A 16,059-nucleotide genomic window follows, 5' to 3' on the forward strand; every position below is an offset into this window, starting at 1 on the left:
GGCCTGCCGTGTCAGTCGACGGTGATGGCGATCTTGCCCTTGACGTGGCCGGACATGCTGCGCCGGTACGCCTCGGCCAACTGCTCGAGTGGGTAGGTCTCGGCGACGTCCACCCGCAGCCGTCCCTGCTCCAGCATCGTCGCCAGCGCGGCGAGATCGCCCGCGTCGGGCCGGACCCACATCCACTGGCCGCCGGCGCCGATCACGCCGTGGTCGGCGATCGACGCATGCCGCCCGCCCTCCTTGAGCACTGCCCGGGTGACCTCGAGGACGCCCCCGACGAAGTCCGCGACGACGTCGACGCCGTCGGGCGCGAGCGCCAGGACCCGATCCGCCAGCCCCGCACCGTACGTCACCGGCTCGGCACCCAGGCCACGGACGCGTTCGCTGCTCGCGGGCGAGCAGCTGCCCAGCACCCGGGCACCGAGGTCGCGGGCAATCTGGGCCGCCGCCGAGCCGACGCCGCCGGAGGCGTTGTGGATCAGCACGGTCTCACCGCGGCTGAGGCCCAGGCGGGCGAGCACCTGGTAGGCGGTGAGACCGGCCAGCGGGACGGCGGCCGCCTCGGTCCAGGAGAGGGCGGCCGGCTTGGTGGCGATGTGGCGGACCGCGAGGGTCACGTACTGCGCCATCGTCCCGCCGTGCACGTAGTCCTTGCGGGCGTAGCCGAACACCTCGTCACCCACCGCGTACTCGGGCGTGTCGATACCGACCTTCTCCACCACGCCGGCGACATCCCAGCCGGGGACGACGGGGAACCGTACGTCCATCAGGGCGTCGAGCCCGCCGGCCATCACCTTCCAGTCGACCGGGTTCACGGCGGCAGCCTTCACCCGCACCAGCACCTCACCAGGGCCGACCTTGGGGAGCGGCAGGTCCAGCAGTCGCAGGACCTCCGGGTCGCCGTAGCTGTCATACGTCATCGCGCGCATCGTCTCAGGCATGAGCCCCATCCTGCCCCCGGGCGGAAGGGACAGCGGGGAAGGGGCAGGGAAGAGCCGGTCCCGCGGCCCTCACTCGGTCAGGCTCACCAGCCCCGCCAGAGCCTGGTCGAGGTCGGGCGCCACCACCAACCGGCTCACCGCCGACGGCTTGACGAATCCGGCCTCGGCCATGCCCCGGATGGTTGCCAGGAAGGGATCCCAGAACCCACCGATGTTGAGGAACCCGACCGGTTCGTCCAGCATCCCCAGGTAGCTCCAGCTCCACACCTCGACGATCTCCTCGAGCGTCCCCAGCCCACCGGGGATCGCCAGGAACGCGTCGGCCAACTCGGCCATCAGGGCCTTGCGCTCGTGCATCGTGCGTACCACCCGCAGCTGGGTGAGGTCGTGACGGCCCCACTCGCGCAGGATCATCTCCTCAGGGATGACACCGATCACCTCCCCGCCGGCGTCGAGGGCACCCTGGGAGAGCGCTCCCATCAGCCCGGCACCGCCAGCCCCGTACACCAGGCCGATGCCGCGGCGGGCGAGCTCGGCGCCGACGTCGTAGGCGGCGCTGCGCAGCGAGGGGTCATGGCCGTCGCTGGCAGCGGCGAAGACGGCGAGGCGGCGCAGCGGACTCATGCCGGAATTGTCCCCTACTGGTCGACCGGGACGCGGGCGGGACCGTCGTCCGTCCGCGCCAGCCGTCGTCGGCCGCGTGCCAGCGGGGAGGGCCACCAGACCGCGGCGCCGAGGTCGTGCACCAGGGCGGGAACCAGCACCGAGCGGACGACGAAGGTGTCCAGCAGCACCCCGAACGCGACGATGAACGCGAGCTGCACGAGGAACAGGATCGGGATCACCGAGAGGGCCGCGAACGTGGCCGCCAGCACCAGCCCGGCCGACGTGATCACCCCACCGGTGACGACCAGACCCCGCAGCACCCCGTCGCGGGTGCCATGGGTCAGGGTCTCCTCGCGTACCCGGGTCATCAGGAAGATGTTGTAGTCGATGCCGAGGGCGACCAGGAAGACGAAGCCGTACAGGGGGACCGCCGGGTCCGCCCCCGGCAGGCGCAGCACGTCATTGAACACCAGTGCCGAGACGCCCATCGCGGCGGCGAAGGACAGCACCGTCGTGGCGATCAGCAGCAGCGGGGCGACCACCGCCCGCAGCAGGGCCATCAGGATCAGCACAATGACTGCCAGCACGACCGGGATGATCAGGGTGCGGTCGTGGATCGCCGCGTCGACGGTGTCGATCGAGGTCGCCGTCACGCCACCGACCAGCGCCGGACCGGGCAGCGCGTGGAGTTCGTCCCGCACGGAACGTACCGTCGCCTCCGCGGCGGTGGAGTCGGCCGCCGACGTCAGGGTGGCCTGCACCAGCACCTGCCCCTCGATCGTTGTCGGGGCCGGGGCCGCAGCAGGGGCCGCGGCGGGCGGGCCACCCGCTCCGGCGACGCCTCTGGGGGCTCCGGTGGCGGGAACGGGACTGCCGAGGGCGCCCTCACGGGTGAGGGGCAGGGTGCCGGTGGGTGAGGCGGCCGAGGTGACGGCTACCGAGGCGATGCCGTCGTGGCCCCACAACGTGCGGGCGACGGCGGGCAGCTGCGCTTCGTCCGTGAGGACGTAGACGGGAGACCCGGCACCGGCGGGGAAGTGTGCGCCGAGCTCCTGCTGGCCCTCGCGCGCCTCCGACGCGCCGAGGACCAGGTCGGACTGCGGCACCCCGTCGGCGCGCAACTGGCTGACCCCGACTGCCGCCACCGCGAGGACCAGGGCGGTGCTGACCCACAGCACCCGCGGGTGAGCAGCCACGCCGCGGGCGAGCCGGGCCCAGACCCCCCGGGTGGGCACCACGTCCGCCGGCGTCGCCGCGGGATCGTACGCGGGCCGGCGCGGCCAGAACGCCGCTCGGCCGCAGGCGAAGAGCACCGCGGGGAGGAACGTCAGTGCCGCCAGCATCGCGAAGGCGATACCGATGGCCGCGACCGGTCCCAGGGTGCTGTTCGACTTGAGGTCGCTGAGGAGCAGGCAGAGCAGCCCCGCGATCACCGTGCCCCGGAGGCCAGGATCGGTTCGAGGGCACCGCGCAATGCCACGTGCGTCGCGGTCCAGGCGTGGGACGTATGGCGCAGCGCCTCGCGGTAGCGGGAGACGTAGAGCAGCGAGTAGTCGGTGGCCGCGCCGATCACGAGGATGAACAGGATGCCTTGGGTCTGGCCGCTCAGCAGTAGCACTCCAGCCTTCGCCAGCCACCACACGGTCAACAGTGCGACGCACAGCGCGAACATGCTGGTGGCGAGCACGGCGAGGGGGAGGATCGCCGATCGGTAGACGAGGACGAGGATGACCAGCACCGCGGCCAGCGCGACGCCGAGCAGCAGGCCGTCGATGCCGGCGAAGGCGCCGGCCAGGTCCGCGGTGAATCCCGCCGGGCCGGTCACGTACGCCCGCACTCCGGTGGGCAGGCCGGTGCGGGTCACGGCGCCGACCTCGCGCGCCACCGCGGGGATGTCGGCGCTGCCCGCGATCGGCACGAACGCCTGGACCGCCGAACCGTCCGCTGACGGGATGGCCGGCGACACCGGGCCGGCCACGCCCGGGACGTTCGCGGTCGCCGCGATCCGCTCCCTGATCACCCCGAGGTCGGCTGGTGTCAGCGGGGCGTCCGCGGTGACGACCACCACCGCGGGGATGGCGGCGCGGCCGGTGAAGTCCGCCAGTCGCTCCTGGACCCGGGTCGCATCCGCCGACTGCGGCAGATAGGCGGTGGCGTCGTTGGAGGAGACCTCGTCGACCCGGCCGAAGTAGGGCCCACCGACCGAGGCGGCGGTCAGCCAGGCGAGGATCAGGGCGGCTGGGAGCAGGATCCGCAGCCAGCGGGGTACGTGCGTCATGGTCGGCATCCTTCAGAGAAGAAGCTAGCTTGGCTAGCAATAAACCTAGCATGGGAAAAGCGTGAGGCATAGACTCGTCGCCATGCCTGCCGATGACCCGCAGGGGGAGCCGTCACCGAGAGCGCCAACGACGTGGCGGCCTCTGACGTGCCGGTCTATGACGTGGCGGCCAACGACCCCGACGGTCGCCTGATCGATCGAGGTGCGATCAGTGAGACCGACCTCGCCCAGATCACGGCTCTGATGCAGGCGCTGGGCGCGCTGCGCGACGAGGAGGACCGGTTCGGTCGAGCCTCGGAGGAGTACATGAAGTTGGGGCGTACGGACATGCGTGCGCTGCACTTCCTGATCGTCACCGAGAACCTCGGCCGGGTCGTCACCGCCGCCGCCCTCGCCGCCCACTTGCACATCACCAGCGCGTCGACGACCAAACTGCTGGACCGGCTCGAGCGGGCCGGCCACATCACCCGCTCACCCCATCCGTCCGACCGGCGGGCCCTGGCCATTCGGGTCACCCCGCGGACCCGTGGGGTCGCCACCGCGACGGTCGGTGCCTATCAGGCCCGGCGCTTCCGGGCCGCCGCGCGGCTGACGCCGGCCGAGCGGGAGGTCGTCACCCGCTTCCTGCGGGACATGACCGACGAGCTGGCCGGAGCGGACGGATCGTTCCCGGAGCCGCTCTGAGGCTCAGGCCGCCAGGACCAGCTTCCCGGCCAGGCCCAGCATCAGCACGCCGACACCGGTGTCGATCCAGCGCCAGGTCGTGGGGCGCCCGAGCGGACCGGACAGGGCCCGGGCCCCGAACCCCAGTCCGACGAACCACACGGCGCTCGCCGCGAATGCACCGGCGGTGAAGATCCACCGCCCCGGATCGCCGAAGCGGTTCGCCAGGTTGCCGAGCAGCACCATGGTGTCGAGGTAGGTCTGCGGGTTGAGGTAGGTCGCCGCGAGGACGGCGAGGATGACCGTACGGGCCGATCCGCTCCCGGTGACCGCCATCGCCCGCGGCTTCGCGGCGGAGCGGAACGACATCGCCGCATAGCCCAGCAGGTAGGCCGCGCCGGCCCAGGCCAGCACCTCCATCACCAATGGATGCCGTGCGGCGAGGAGTCCGACGCCGGCCGTGCCCGAGGTGATCAGCAGGATCTCGCTGAGGATGCAGACGATCACGACCAGTCCGACGTGGTCACGGCGGATGCCCTGCCGCAGCACCATCGTGTTCTGCGCGCCGATCATCGCCACCAGCATGAAGCTCGCCGCGAACCCGGTCACCCAGGTGCCGATCCCGATCATCATCCACCTCCGACATCACCGCCGGAGCGACCGGCGCACGCCAGGCAGCACCGGAGCGGCCGGTGCGCCGGGGCCCATCTCGTCCCCGGCTCCCGACGCTAGGGGCGGTCGCATCGTTAGACAAACGTGGGATTCTTCAGATGGATTAGATTTGCTTCATGAACTTCGAACAGCTGCGCGCCCTCCTGGCAGTGGTCGACGAGGGCACGTTCGAGGCGGCGGCCGACGAGTTGCGGGTCTCGCCGTCAGCCATCAGCCAACGCATCAAGGCTCTGGAGGCCTCCGTCGGCAACGTCGTGGTGCGGCGTACGGTGCCCTGTACGGCGACCGAGGCGGGAGCGGTGCTGCTGCGGATGGCGCGCCAGGTCGCGCTGCTCGAGACCGAGGCGATCGAGGCGCTCGGGGCCGGCGATCCCGGGCAGGCGCTGCTGCCGCTGGCCGTCAACGCCGACTCGCTGGCCACCTGGTTCCGGCCGGTGCTGCGCGAGGCGGCGGGGTGGCAGGACACCATCCTGCGCCTGCAACTCGAGGACGAGGAGCACACCAGCGACCTGCTCCGCGGCGGCGACGTCGTCGGAGCCGTCACCGCTGCCCCACGAGCGGTCGCCGGCTGCCGGACCGAGAAGCTCGGCGCGATCCGGTACCAGCCGGTCGCCGCCCCCGACCTGCTCGAGCGCTTCACCCGGCTGCGCGGTGGCAGGCGGGTGGTCGAGTGGAGCCGGATGCCGGTGCTGCGCTACGGCCCCAAGGACGACCTGCAGAACAAGTTCCTCCGCGCCCGGGGCGTCGAGCAGCTACCGGCCGCTCACCAGATCCCGTCCTCCGAGGCGTACCTGGCCGCGGCCCGCGCCGGCCTCGGCTGGGGCCTCGTCCCGGAGGTGCAGATGGGGGAGTCGCTGGCGGAGGGATCGCTGGAGATCGTCGTGGCGGACGGCCATCGTGACGTGCCCCTCTACTGGCAGGTGTGGAAGCTGGGGTCGGCACGGATCGAACGGCTCACCGCGGCCGTCCACCGGGCCTCCGCCTCCCTCCTCAGCGCAGCACCTGGTAGGTGAGTCGGGCGAACTGTCCCAGCTTCTCCGCTGACACGAGGTGCAGCCGATCGGGGCCGATGGTGCGGGGGAACAGCGGTTTCCCGGCCACCAGGGTGGCCGGGGCGACGTCGACCCGGACCTCGTCCAGCACCCCGGCGTCGAGGAACTGGCCGGCCAGGTCGCCGCCGCCGATCACCCAGAGGATCCCGTCGCCGACCGCCGCCTCGAGGGTGGCCAGGTGGTCGGCCACCGGACCGGAGAGCACCCGGATGTCCGCGCCCTGCGGGAGGGGAAGCTTCCGGTGGGTGAAGAGGAACAGTGTCCGGGTGCCGATCATCGCCTCGGTCCAGCGTTCCGGATCCTGCGGGGGCGCCTCGTGGGCGAGCACCCACTCGTACGTCGCGGCTCCGCACACGCCCGCACTGGTCGTGCCGATGAAGCTGGCGGGGTCGGGGCCCTCGGTCTCGTCGATCTGGACGTCGAACAACCACTGCAGGTCGTCGTCGGGGCTGGCCAGGAAGCCGTTGAGTGTGCTCGCGGTGTAGAAGACCGTACGCATGAGTCACCCTAACCGCCGAAAGCTGGGCAGGCACAGGGTCGTGGGAGCAGAATCGACCCCATCCCGCCCTATGGCTGAACGGAGTGGACGATGCGCGTCGCAGTGCCGACCGAGATCAAGTCCGAGGAGCACCGGGTCGCGGTCACCCCCGCCGGTGTCCGCGAACTGGTGGCCGATGGTCATGAGGTGGTGATCCAGTCGGGCGCGGGACTCGCCTCCGACATCACCGACGAAGACTTCGAGCGGGTTGGGGCCGACATCACCGACGACCCCGACGCCCTGTGGCACTGGGCCGACCTGGTCTGCAAGGTCAAGGAACCCCAGCCGGTGGAGATCGCACGGCTGCGCGAGGGACAGCTCCTCTTCGCCTATCTCCACCTCGCTCCGGACGCCGCCCAGACCCGCGGGCTGATCGCCTCCGGGGCCACCTGTGTGGCGTACGAGACCGTCACCGACGCCGCGGGCAACCTTCCGCTGCTCGCCCCGATGTCCGCGGTCGCCGGCCGGCTTGCGGCGCAGGTCGGGGCGAGGCTGCTGGAGGGCTTCCACGGCGGGCGCGGTCTGCTGATGGGCGGCGTGCCGGGGGTGCCGGCCGCGCGAGTGCTGGTGTTCGGAGCCGGCGTCGTCGGCAGCAACGCGATCCGGGTGGCCCTCGGGATGGGTGCCGACGTCACCGTCCTCGACGTCAACCTCGACAAGCTGGCCCATCTCGACTCCCGCTTCGGCGCGGCCCTCACCACCATCCATTCGTCCCGGCTCGCCGTCGAGGAATCGCTGCAACGGGCCGACCTGGTCATCGGCGCCGCGCTGGTGCCCGGGGCGCTGACCCCCAAGCTCGTCACCCGCGACCAACTACGGCTGATGCCCCAGGGCGCCGCGGTCGTCGACGTCGCGATCGATCAGGGCGGTTGCTTCGAGACGAGCCGCCCCACCACCCACCGCGACCCGACCTACTGGGAGGGTCACGTGCTGCACTACTGCGTGGCCAACATGCCCAGCGCGGTGGCGGCGACGGCGACCCGGGCGCTGGCCAACGCCACCCAGCCCTACCTCGTCCGGCTGGCGAACGGCGGCATCGACGGGCTGGTCACTGACCACCAACTGCGCGCCGGCCTCAACATCCATCGAGGCATGGTGACGAACGCGGCCGTGGCCGAGGCGCTCGGCCTGGAACACATCCGTGCCGACGAGGCGTTGTTGGAGGACTGAGGTCGACGCAACTCTGTGACTTGCCAGACTTTTTGCAGGGGATGTAATCTTTCAGAGTCTGCAACGGAGCGGGCGTCCGTATGGGCGTGCTCGCCTGTTCTCATGTTCTCGGAAGGTTCCTTCGTATGACCCAAACCGTCGCCTCCCCCCAGGCCGACGTGCGGAGCGACGCTCCGTCGACGACACCGGTGATGAGCCACCGGCAGATTCTCCTGGTCCTCTACGCCCTGATGGCGGGGATGTTCCTGTCGTCACTGGACCAGACGGTCGTCGGCACGGCGATCCGTACGATCGGTGATGACCTCCACGGCCTCGACCACCAGGCCTGGGTCACCACGGCGTACCTGATCACCTCGACGATCGCGACCCCGATCTACGGCAAGCTGTCCGACCTCTTCGGCCGCCGGCCCCTCTACATCTTCGGTCTGGGTGTCTTCATCCTGGGCTCGTTCCTGTCGTCGTTCTCCACCTCGATGGAGATGCTCGCCGCGTTCCGTGCCTTCCAGGGCATCGGCGCCGGTGCCCTGATGTCGCTGCCGCTGGCGATCATGGGCGACATCCTCGCGCCGCGCGAGCGGGCGAAGTACCAGGGCCTCTTCCTTGCCGTCTTCGGCGTCTCGGCGGTCGTCGGCCCGCTGATCGGTGGCGTCTTCTCCGGTGCCAGCCAGATCCTCGGCATCACCGGGTGGCGCTGGGTGTTCCTGGTGAACGTGCCGATCGGCATCGTCGCGCTCGGCATGGTCATCGCCTTCCTGCACCTGCCGAAGTTCCACGAGCACACCGTCTCGCGCATCGACTGGTGGGGCGCCACGGCCGTCGTCGCCACCCTCGTCCCGCTGCTGCTGGTCGCCGAGCAGGGCCGTGACTGGGGCTGGACCTCCGCCGGCTCCATCGCCTGCTACGTGATCGGGACCGTCGGACTGGTCAGCTTCATCCTGGTCGAGACCGCGATGAAGGACGACGCGATCATCCCGATCCGGCTGTTCCGCTCCGAGACCTTCTCGATGGCCACCGTGCTCGGCTTCCTGGTCGGCTTCGCGATGTTCGGCGCCATGCTGACCATCCCGCTCTACCTGCAGTTGGTGAAGGGGCTGACCCCGACCGAGTCCGGGTTCGCCACCCTGCCGATGATCGGCGGCCTGATGGTCTCCTCGATCGCCTCCGGGCAGATCATCTCCCGTACGGGTCGCTACCGGATCTTCCCGATCACCGGCACCCTGCTGCTCAGTGGCGGCTACCTCTTCCTCACCTTCATCACGATCGACAAGCCGCTGTGGTTCCTGATGATCGGGATGTTCTCCATCGGCCTGGGCCTCGGCCAGTTGATGCAGACCCTGACCCTGGCGACGCAGAACGCGGTGCCGGTGCGGGACATGGGTGTCGCCACCAGCTCGTCGACCTTCTTCCGCCAGATCGGTGGCACGCTCGGCACGGCTGTCCTGCTGTCGGTGCTCTTCGCCCTGATGCCGACGAACATCACCACGGCGATGACCGACAAGGACGACCTCTCCCGCGCCCTCGACGCGGCCCTCACCCCGTCGGTCGCCGCTACCCCGGCCAACGCGGGCGTGATGGACAAGATCTGGAACCCGATCGTCACCCCGATCAAGGCCCAGGTCCAGGCCGGCCTCGACCAGGGCACCACCGCCGCGAAGCAGGCCGCCGACCAGGCCGCCCGCCAGCAGGTCGCCGCCGCCGTGCAGCAGCAGGTGGCCGCGGGCAGGATCCCCGCCGCCGCGGCGCCGTCGATCATCGACAAGCAGCTCGCCACCGCCCGCCCGGTCGCGGAGCAGAAGGCCCTCGAGGTCGCCGCCCAGAAGGCCGGCGTGTCCGTCGTCGACGGTCATCTCGCGGTCGACTACACCGACCAGGCGCAGCGTACGGCCATCGTCGACAAGGTCGTGCCGACGATGATCGACCAGATCAACAGCAAGCAGCAGGAGTCCACGTCGTCCTCGACCACCGCGGACACCTCCTTCCTCAAGGGCGCCGACCCGCGTCTCACCCGTCCGTTCATGGCCGGCTTCAACGCGTCCGCCGTGACGATCTACTGGGTCGGCCTCGGCGTCGCGCTGCTCGCCTTTGCACTCAGTTGGTTCTTCAAGGTGCCGCCGCTGCGGACGCGCTCGGCGCTCCAGGAACAGGCGGACAAGGCCGGTGCGAAGGCCGGCGCCCCGGCGCCGCAGCAGGCCTGAGAGATCAGCCCACACAGGCGATGAACCCGGTGCCGGAGACTCCTCGGGGACTCCGGCACCGGCCACACCGCCGGGAGGAACCTTCATGATCGTCGATCCGACACTCTTCGCCCGCTCAGCCGTGCGGCCGGCCGACACCGATGCGACCGACAGCGATCCGACCGACAGCGAGCCTGCCGGCGCGCTGCCGGCCGCGGGGACCGAGAAGCCCTGCTCGTGGCGCCAGCTCAAGAAGCAGCAGACCCGCGAGGCGATCCACCTCGCCGCGTACGCCCTGGTCGCCGAGCGTGGCTACGCGCATGTCACCGTCGCGGACATCTGCGCCGCCGCGGGTGTCTCGGAGCGCACCTTCTTCAACTACTTCCCGTCCAAGACGGCGGCCACCCTGGGCCTGCCGGAGACGGCCATCAGCACCGAGCAGGAACTCGACTTCCTGCGGAGCGGCGGGCCACTCGTCGGGGACCTCTGCGCCCTGGTCGCCCACGTCGCCGACAACCGGGACGACAACCTCTCCCGGATCCGTGACCTGATGAAGCGTGAGCCGGACCTCTTCGCGGCCCTGCACCAGTGGACGTCCGGCCTGCGCCACCATGTCCTGGGACTGTGCGAGCAGCGGACCACGCCCGCCAAGGCCCGCCTCGCCGTGTCACTCGTCTTCGGTGCGCTCAACCTGCACGCCGACAGCGCCTACACCACCAACCGGCCCTCGGCCGAGTCACTGCGCCGGACCGTCGCGGAGCTCGGGGCGATCGCCGGCGAATAGGGGTCGCTCGAAGCCAGACACGAAACCGCCGGCCGGGACACGATGCGTACGTCGTGTCCCGGCCGGCGGTGGGTTCTGGGAGCGGTCAGGCCGTGGCCAGCGCCAGCTCCTCCTTGGGCGCGTCGTACACCGTACGGTCGAGGATGCCCTCCCGCTTCGCGACGATGACGGGCACGAGGGCCTGGCCGGTGACGTTCAGGGCGGTCCGGACCATGTCGATGATCGGGTCGATCGCCATCAGCAGACCGACACCCTCCAGCGGCAGGCCCAGGGTCGACAGGGTGAGCGTCAGCATCACCGTGGCACCGGTCATGCCGGCGGTCGCCGCGGAACCGAGCACCGCGACCAGCGCGATGAGCAGGTAGTCGGCCAGGTTGAGCTGCACGTGGAAGAAGTTCGCCACGAAGATCGAGGCCAGGGCCGGGTAGATCGCGGCGCACCCGTCCATCTTCGTCGTCGAGGCCAGCGGCACGGCGAAGGAGGCGTACGAGGAGGGGACCCCGAGGTTCTTGACCGTCACCTCACGCGTCACCGGCATGGTGCCGAGCGAGGACCGGGACACGAAGCCGAGCTGGGTGGCCGGCCACACGCCGCGGAAGAACGCGCCGACCGACAGGCCGTGGGTCCGTAGGAGCACCGGGTAGACCACGAAGCCGACCACCAAGCAGCCGACGATCACGTCGAGCACGAAGACGCCGAGCGAGCCCACCGCGCCCCACCCGTACGAGGCCACCGCGTTGCCGAGCAGACCGACGGTGCCGATCGGGGCGAGCCTGATGATCCACCACAGCACGCGTTGGACGACCTTGAAGGCGGAGTTGACCACGGCCAGGAACGGCTCGGCCTTCGCACCGGCGCGCAACACAGCGGCGCCGACGACGATGGCGATCACGAGGATCTGCAGCGCGTTGAAGCTCAGCGAGGTGCTGCTGCCGTGGGTGGAGATCTCGAGACCGAGGAAGTTCTGCGGGACCAGCCCGTTGAGGAAGTCCAGCCAGGTGCCCTGGGTGGAGGAGGCCTTGGCGGCGCTCGCGGCGACCGAGGTGCGGGTGCCCGGCGCGGTGAAGATGCCGATGCCCATCCCGATCACGACCGCGATCAAAGCCGTGATGGCGAACCAGATCAGCGTCTGGACGGCCAGCCGGGTGGCGTTGGCGACCTCACGCAGGTGCGCGATCGAGGAGACGATCGCCAGGAAGATGAGCGGGGGGACGACGGCCTTCAGCAGGGTGACGAAGATGCTGCCGATCATCCGCAGGGTGGCGGTCAGCCAGTTCGGCACGACGGTGCCGTCGGCGGCATGCCCGGCCGGACCGAGCCGGACAGCGATCAAGCCCAGGACGATGCCGAGCGCGAGACCGATCAGCACCTGGGTGCTGAACGAGAGGTGGAAACGCTGCTTGCGGGGGCCGGCGGGGGTGCTGCCGGAGCCCTGAGCGGCTGGGTCAGGTGTCGGGTGTGACGGTGACGAGTGGAGATCAGTGGTGCTCACGAAGGAGAACCTTACTCCCACGGATAAGGTGATGCAAAGTAGGCCATAAGGTGAGCTATAGGCTGGCGACCAGGCCGTGCCTCGCCTCAGCAGCGGCGCTGTCGGGTGCCAGGCGGTGGGCCAGAGCCGGCAGGGCTTGCTCCAGTGGCGCCTCCCACTTCACGGCGACGAGCTCGTCGGCCCGCGTACGCCCCCGGGTGATCACGACGATCGGCAGCCCGCGCTTGGCCGCGCGGCGGACGAAGCGCAGGCCGCTCATCACCTGCAGCGACGAGCCCAGCACCAGCAGCCCCTCGGCCTCCTCGACAAGGGAGAAGCAGTGGTCGACCGTGGCGCGGGGCACGACGTCACCGAAGAACACCACGTCCGGGCGGAGCCGATCCGCCGAGCAGCACCCGCACAGCGGCGCCCGGAAGCTGTCCACCAGCAGCGTGGAGAGCACCGCGTCCCCATCGGGACGGATCTGCGTCCCGGTGCCGGCGAAGTCTGGGTTGGCCGCCGCCATCCGTCTGTCGAGGGCGGAGCGGGACGTCACCTCTCCGCACGCTTCGCAGACCACCCGCGACAGCGAGCCGTGGAGTTCGGTGATGTGGGTGGTGCCGGCCGCGTGGTGCAGGCCGTCGACGTTCTGGGTGATCACCGGGCCGGCGAGCCCGGCGCGCTGGAGTGCGGTGACGGCCAGGTGGGCCGGGTTGGGCCGGGCGCGATGCAGGTTCTGCCAGCCGACGTAGGACCGGGCCCAGTAGCGTCGCCGCGCCTCCGCGGACGTACGGAACTCGTCGATCCGCATCGGCTGGATCCGCCGGGTGCCGTCGGGGTCGCGGTAGTCCGGGATACCGGAGGCCGTGCTCATCCCGGCGCCGGTCAGCACGAGCCATCGGCGGGTCGGGAGCAGCGAGGTCAGGCGGTCGAGCACGCGTTGAGAGTACGTCACCGGCGCAACGCCGCGCGTCGCCTACCGCCCCATGTCCCGGATAGCGTTCCCGCGGGAACGCCCGAGACCCTCGTTCCGTGTGATGGGATGGAGATCTCGCCGATGAGTGCCTGGAACGTTCCCGCGGGAACGTCCACCCACCCGATCCCCGCCTCGATCAGGCGCCGGGCCGCCGCTCGCCGGCCGTGACGGGGAAGGGGATCTCGTTCTCCGCGACCGGCCGAGGGCACGTCGCGTACGACGGGACGAAGGCGGCCGGGAAGTTCAGCGCGCGGTTGAAGTCCAGACTGGTGCCCCCCGCGGGGTCGACCTCGCCCAGCATCACGAATCGCCAGTCGGCGGTGTCCATCCCGTTGGTCGGGTCGTGGAAGACGACGTACGCGTCGCCGTGCCCGCCGCTGACCAGCAGCCGCACGTCGTGGTCGTCCCGGGTGAACGACACCTCGCCCCAGAAGGACATCGGTTGGACGACGCCCGGGTAGGCGGTCTCGATGTCGCGGACGACGTCGGACTCGTACCGTTCGAAGTGGGCGCGGACGATCCAGGCCGGATCCCAGTCGTAGGTCGGGACGCCGGTGAAGCCGGTCAAGGTCGGTGCCGCGGGGTTGCGGAGGCGCACCATCGGGTGCCCGCCCCGGATCCCGGCCTCCGCCACGATCCCGTCGTGGCTGAGGGACGCATCCGACTCGTCCTCCTCGAGGTCGACCTCGACCGTCCCGCTGATCGGGGCGTCGAGACGCAGGACGTTGTCCTCGGGCGCCAGGTCGACGCGGACCTGCTCCCCGTCACCGGACCAGAGGCCCGGGAAGCCCTCGATCGGGCGCGGGGTGTCGTCGAGCCAGTGGAGCGCGGTGATGGAGAGCCACCCGTGCGGAGCGGTGAGCCCCTTCTCGCGCATCCGGTGCCAGCGCTTCCATTCGCTGTGCTCCCACATGCTCCAGTCGGGTCCGGTCCCCATTGCTCCTCCTGTGTCGCCTGCAGCCGAGGGTAGCGCGCGGCACCGTCCCCACCCTCCCTGCGGACACCGATCCGCCTTCAGTCCAGGGACTCCCGCAGCGCGGCGAGGAAGGCGTCGACGTCGGCCTCGGTGGTGTCGAAGCTGCACATCCACCGCACCTCGCCAGTGGCCTCGTCCCAGTCATAGAAGAAGAACTGCTCGCGCAGCCGTGCCGCGGCCTCCTTGGGCAGGATCGCGAACACCGCGTCGGACTCGACCGCCTGCGTGATCCGGACGCCGGGCAGATCGCGGACGCCTGCCGCCAGCCGGGCCGCCATGGCGTTCGCCCGGCCCGCGGAGCGCTGCCAGAGGTCGCCCTCGTAGAGGGCGATGAGCTGGGCCGAGATGAAGCGCATCTTGCTGGGCAGTTGGGTGAGGAGCTTGCGGACGTAGAGCGGACCCCGGACGGCGTCCGGGTTGAGGACGACCACGGCTTCCGCGCCGAGCAGGCCGTTCTTCGTGCCGCCGAGGCTGAGGATGTCCGCGCCGATCGCGGTGGTGATGTCGCCGAGCCCACAGTCCAGGGAGACCGCGGCGTTGGCCAGCCGGGACCCGTCGACGTGCAGCAACATCCCCAGCCGGTGCGCGTGGTCGGCCAGCGCCCGTAACTCCTCCGGTGAGTAGACCGTGCCCAACTCGGTGGACTGGGTGACGCTGACCACCTTCGGCTGGGCATGGTGCTCGAAGCCGAAGCCGTGGGCGCGCCGATCGATCAGCGCGGGGGTGAGCTTGCCGTCGGGGGAGTCGACGGTCAGCGTCTTGACGCCGACCAATTTCTCCGGGGCACCGCACTCATCGACGTGGATGTGGGCGGTCTCGGTGCAGATGACCGCGTCCCAGCGTTCGGTCAGGAGTCCCAGCGACATCACGTTGGCGCCCGTCCCGTTGAAGACCGGGTACGCCGTCGCCTGTGGGCCGAAGTGGGTGCGGATGACCTCCTGCAGCCGTGCGGTGTAGGGATCGTCCCCGTAGCTCGTCAGGTGGCCGAGATTGGCGGCCACGATCGCCTCGATCACTTCGGGATGGGCTCCGGAGGTGTTGTCGGAGGCGAAGCCGTGGCGGGTCGGATCATGCAGCGGGACGGGCATGCGATCCACCCTAGTGGTGGCCGATGCCCGTCCCGTGTGGGGCCGTACGGCGCCCGTCAGCCCAGCTTGATGCGGTACTCCGCCTCGAGGCGCCCGGTCACCTCGTGCTTGCGGGTGCGGCCGGTGGCGTTCCAGCCCATCGCCTCGTACACCCAGATGGCGCGGGTGTTGTCGGCGTAGACCCAGAGGATGAGGTCGTTGAAACCCTCCTCGCGGCAGGCATCGGGCAGCGCGACCAGGAGTCGGCGCGCCCACCCCTCGCCCCAGTGCTCGGGGGCGACGCCGAGGAAGCGCAGTTCCCCGCGGCCCTGGTGGGTGGCTTCGCGCTCTGGCTCGACCGCGGCGAAGGACACGATGCCCCCGTCGTCGTCCGCGATGGCGAGCAGGAAGGAGTGATCGGAGGAAGAGAGGACCTCCTCGATCAGCGGAATGGAGTCGTTGATCTTCACGTCGCTCGCGTCGACGAGATCGCGGTGCGCCGTCGCCTCAGCCCAGATGGTCGCGGCCTGCTTGATCAGCTTGGGGTCGCGGGTCTTGGTGGCACCCATCTCGAACTCGGTCATGATGGCTCCTTCGGTGTCATGCCGCGCCACGGCGGGGATGCCAGGACGCTTCGGTGCGCAGATCCCGGTCGGTCGGGCGGGCACGTGCTCACTCTAACGGGTGT

General features: G+C 70.4%; 15 protein-coding genes and 1 pseudogene. 5 read left to right on the plus strand and 11 right to left on the minus strand.

Annotated elements, in window-relative coordinates; all coding sequences use genetic code 11:
• Nucleotides 1-11 precede the first annotated feature (11 nt).
• The 4 genes and pseudogenes from Rai3103_RS08560 to Rai3103_RS17725 all read right to left on the minus strand — a co-directional run.
• The gene (locus tag Rai3103_RS08560) at nucleotides 12-944 is read right to left on the minus strand and encodes an NADP-dependent oxidoreductase (RefSeq protein ID WP_153572245.1); all 933 of its coding nucleotides are present in this window, start codon (nucleotides 942-944) and stop codon (nucleotides 12-14) included.
• Nucleotides 945-1,013: 69 nt separating this feature from the next.
• A complete protein-coding gene (locus Rai3103_RS08565) occupies nucleotides 1,014-1,568 on the minus strand; it encodes an LOG family protein (RefSeq protein ID WP_153572246.1) in 555 nt (184 codons plus the stop codon).
• Between the two features lie 14 nt (nucleotides 1,569-1,582).
• A complete protein-coding gene (locus Rai3103_RS17720; protein ID WP_239022444.1) occupies nucleotides 1,583-2,788 on the minus strand; it encodes an MMPL family transporter in 1,206 nt (401 codons plus the stop codon).
• Nucleotides 2,789-3,837, minus strand: a pseudogene (locus tag Rai3103_RS17725) (MMPL family transporter); the annotation flags it as partial. It lies immediately after the preceding gene.
• Nucleotides 3,838-3,960: 123 nt separating this feature from the next.
• Between Rai3103_RS17725 and Rai3103_RS08575 the strand changes: the two are divergent.
• On the plus strand, nucleotides 3,961-4,512 hold the full coding sequence (locus tag Rai3103_RS08575) for a MarR family transcriptional regulator (RefSeq protein ID WP_228488801.1): 552 nt from the start codon (nucleotides 3,961-3,963) through the stop codon (nucleotides 4,510-4,512).
• A gap of 3 nt (nucleotides 4,513-4,515) precedes the next feature.
• On the opposite strand, the gene Rai3103_RS08580 is transcribed toward Rai3103_RS08575, so the two are convergent.
• Nucleotides 4,516-5,124 (minus strand): LysE/ArgO family amino acid transporter, encoded by a 609-nt coding sequence (locus tag Rai3103_RS08580; RefSeq protein WP_228488802.1) that lies wholly within the window; start codon nucleotides 5,122-5,124, stop codon nucleotides 4,516-4,518.
• Between the two features lie 155 nt (nucleotides 5,125-5,279).
• Between Rai3103_RS08580 and Rai3103_RS08585 the strand changes: the two genes are divergently transcribed.
• Entirely contained in the window at nucleotides 5,280-6,176 is an 897-nt protein-coding gene (locus Rai3103_RS08585; RefSeq protein ID WP_153572247.1) for a LysR family transcriptional regulator ArgP, read from the plus strand.
• Here Rai3103_RS08585 and Rai3103_RS08590 read toward each other — a convergent pair.
• Nucleotides 6,154-6,714, minus strand: a complete 561-nt coding sequence (locus tag Rai3103_RS08590) for a dihydrofolate reductase family protein (protein ID WP_153572248.1) — start codon at nucleotides 6,712-6,714, stop codon at nucleotides 6,154-6,156. The genes Rai3103_RS08585 and Rai3103_RS08590 overlap by 23 nt on opposite strands.
• A gap of 90 nt (nucleotides 6,715-6,804) precedes the next feature.
• Here Rai3103_RS08590 and ald point away from each other — a divergent pair, with 90 nt between their 5' ends.
• The 3 genes from ald (at nucleotide 6,805) to Rai3103_RS08605 (ending at nucleotide 10,881) form a co-directional block, all read left to right on the plus strand.
• Nucleotides 6,805-7,923, plus strand: coding sequence for an alanine dehydrogenase (ald, locus tag Rai3103_RS08595; protein WP_153572249.1), 1,119 nt, complete (start codon nucleotides 6,805-6,807; stop codon nucleotides 7,921-7,923).
• A gap of 125 nt (nucleotides 7,924-8,048) precedes the next feature.
• Entirely contained in the window at nucleotides 8,049-10,118 is a 2,070-nt protein-coding gene (locus Rai3103_RS08600) for an MDR family MFS transporter (RefSeq protein ID WP_228488803.1), read from the plus strand.
• A gap of 85 nt (nucleotides 10,119-10,203) precedes the next feature.
• Nucleotides 10,204-10,881: a TetR/AcrR family transcriptional regulator gene (locus Rai3103_RS08605; protein ID WP_153572250.1), complete on the plus strand. Its 678-nt coding sequence runs from the start codon at nucleotides 10,204-10,206 to the stop codon at nucleotides 10,879-10,881.
• Nucleotides 10,882-10,966: 85 nt separating this feature from the next.
• On the opposite strand, the gene Rai3103_RS08610 is transcribed toward Rai3103_RS08605, so the two are convergent.
• From Rai3103_RS08610 to Rai3103_RS08630, 5 genes are all read right to left on the minus strand, one after another.
• Nucleotides 10,967-12,373 carry a dicarboxylate/amino acid:cation symporter gene (locus tag Rai3103_RS08610; protein WP_153572251.1) on the minus strand — a complete coding sequence of 469 codons (1,407 nt, stop codon included), beginning with the start codon at nucleotides 12,371-12,373 and terminating at the stop codon, nucleotides 10,967-10,969.
• 55 nt (nucleotides 12,374-12,428) lie between these two features.
• Nucleotides 12,429-13,289, minus strand: coding sequence for an NAD-dependent protein deacetylase (locus Rai3103_RS08615; protein WP_228488804.1), 861 nt, complete (start codon nucleotides 13,287-13,289; stop codon nucleotides 12,429-12,431).
• 175 nt (nucleotides 13,290-13,464) lie between these two features.
• Nucleotides 13,465-14,265, minus strand: coding sequence for a DUF1684 domain-containing protein (locus Rai3103_RS08620; RefSeq protein WP_153572252.1), 801 nt, complete (start codon nucleotides 14,263-14,265; stop codon nucleotides 13,465-13,467).
• A gap of 77 nt (nucleotides 14,266-14,342) precedes the next feature.
• On the minus strand, nucleotides 14,343-15,392 hold the full coding sequence (locus tag Rai3103_RS08625; protein ID WP_153572253.1) for a threonine aldolase family protein: 1,050 nt from the start codon (nucleotides 15,390-15,392) through the stop codon (nucleotides 14,343-14,345).
• A 56-nt stretch (nucleotides 15,393-15,448) separates the two neighbouring features.
• Complete coding sequence (locus Rai3103_RS08630) at nucleotides 15,449-15,955, minus strand: GNAT family N-acetyltransferase (RefSeq protein ID WP_153572254.1); 507 nt, start codon at nucleotides 15,953-15,955, stop codon at nucleotides 15,449-15,451.
• Nucleotides 15,956-16,059: the final 104 nt, after the last annotated feature.

Source organism: Raineyella fluvialis (genome assembly GCF_009646095.1).
GTDB classification, from domain to species: domain Bacteria; phylum Actinomycetota; class Actinomycetes; order Propionibacteriales; family Propionibacteriaceae; genus Raineyella; species Raineyella fluvialis.